Annotated in this window: 2 protein-coding genes; both read left to right on the top strand. The window is 37.0% G+C overall.

The genetic code is table 11. From position 1 onward, the window contains the following. Positions 1–36 precede the first annotated feature (36 nt). Positions 37–1,074, top strand: coding sequence for a peptidoglycan DD-metalloendopeptidase family protein (locus ACEW8O_RS05865; RefSeq protein WP_373493690.1), 1,038 nt, complete (start codon positions 37–39; stop codon positions 1,072–1,074). Positions 1,075–1,119: 45 nt separating this feature from the next. Further along, on the top strand, positions 1,120–1,709 hold a 590-nt coding region (bshB1, locus tag ACEW8O_RS05860), incomplete at its 3' end, for a bacillithiol biosynthesis deacetylase BshB1 (protein WP_373493689.1).

The raw sequence follows: 1,709 nt of genomic DNA, 5'->3' as shown, positions 1-1,709 counted from the left end.
TATTTAGCTTCTAAAGAATTGTCATAATCAGAAATAATGAAATTAAAAGGTATCTGGATTATATTATTGATATTTGTGGGCATGGGAAATCAAAACTCCTTTGCCCAGAATTTTCCAAAAATTATCAAAAAATCCAAACCTCAAACTAATACCCAAAATAATCCATTATCTCGGGATTTGAGACTTTTTGATTCTGAAAAATACCTTCAGGAACTAACACGGGAAACCGACTCATTACTTTATAAAGATTACGTCAACCTGAAAAAACGTCTCAGTATTGTATCTGAAGATACTTTATCCTTGATTTGGGCACCGACCAACCAACTCGTACAGGTTTCTGAACAGATTCTTATTGACAGTATTTGGGTAACGGCTTTTGAATATTATTCTTCATGGGATAGCAAAAAAATCAATATTTATGATTTCAATCCCAAAGATTTTAAGGATAGTGTTCACATAAAACTTTACGATCCTTTTTTCGGTACCGATTGGAAACTCCCTTTAAATGAAAGTAGGATTACATCTGAATTCGGATTCAGGAGATATAGATGGCACCATGGTACAGATTTAAAACTCACCACAGGAGATCAGGTATATAGTGCTTTTGACGGAATAGTCAGAATCAGATCCTTTGATCGCAACGGGTACGGGTATTACATTGTGGTGAGACACAAAAATGGTTTAGAAACACTTTATGGCCATTTATCAAAATTTTCTGTAGAGATCGGACAGGAAGTAAAAGCCGGTGAAATAATAGGTTTGGGGGGAAGTACGGGAAGAAGTACCGGGCCTCATCTTCACTTTGAAATTAGATACCAAGGCCTTTCCATCAACCCAACTGAAATATTTGATTTCAATATCGGAAGGATCAAAAGTGAATTTTATACCATCACATCCTCCAGTTTTGACCATGTCATAAAAGCCCAGCAAGCTATTTATCATAGGGTAAGAAGTGGTGAAAATTTAAGTGTTATCGCAAGACGTTATGGTGTAAGGGTCAGTACAATTACCCGCCTCAACAACATTTCGACCAATTCGGTAATCAGGGTGGGGCAGAGGCTAAGAATCAAATAGCCTGTTGAAATAGTAAATGCGTTTCAGGTTTTAAATTCAAATAATATGAAATTAGATATCTTAGTGATTGCAGCACATCCTGATGATGCAGAATTGTCCTGCTCGGGAACGATTGCATCTCATATCTCAAAAGGATACAAGGTAGGCATTGTTGATCTTACCCAAGGTGAAATGGGTACAAGAGGCACACCGGAAATGAGACTGATCGAGGCTGAGAATTCCTCGGCGGCTTTGGGTTTGTCAGCAAGAGAAAATCTCAATTTCAGGGATATCTTTTTCAAAGATGACGATGAACATCAAATAGAATTAATTAAGATGATCAGAAAATACCGTCCTGACATCGTCCTTGCAAATGCCGTTTCGGACAGACATCCCGATCATGGAAAGGGAGGCAGCCTGGTATCCAATGCCTGTTTTATGAGCGGATTAAGAAAAATTGAGACATCATATGAAAATTCATCTCAAAGTCCTTGGAGACCAAAGAATGTTTACCATTACATTCAGAACAACTACATCAAACCTGATTTTGTAGTGGATATAACAGATTTTTGGAATTTAAAATTGAACAGTATCAAAGCATTTAAATCCCAATTTTATGATCCTGAGAATAAGGAACCTGCCAGTTTTATTTCCTC

Origin of the sequence: Aquiflexum sp., assembly GCF_041749095.1 — a bacterium.
Classification (GTDB): domain Bacteria; phylum Bacteroidota; class Bacteroidia; order Cytophagales; family Cyclobacteriaceae; genus Aquiflexum.
This window is presented reverse-complemented; position numbering and strand designations above follow the sequence as displayed.

Excerpts from the sequence above, each read along its gene's own strand:
- ACEW8O_RS05865 (WP_373493690.1), top strand. The coding sequence starts at position 37 with ATGAAATTAAAAGGTATCTGGATTATATTATTGATATTTGTGGGCATG.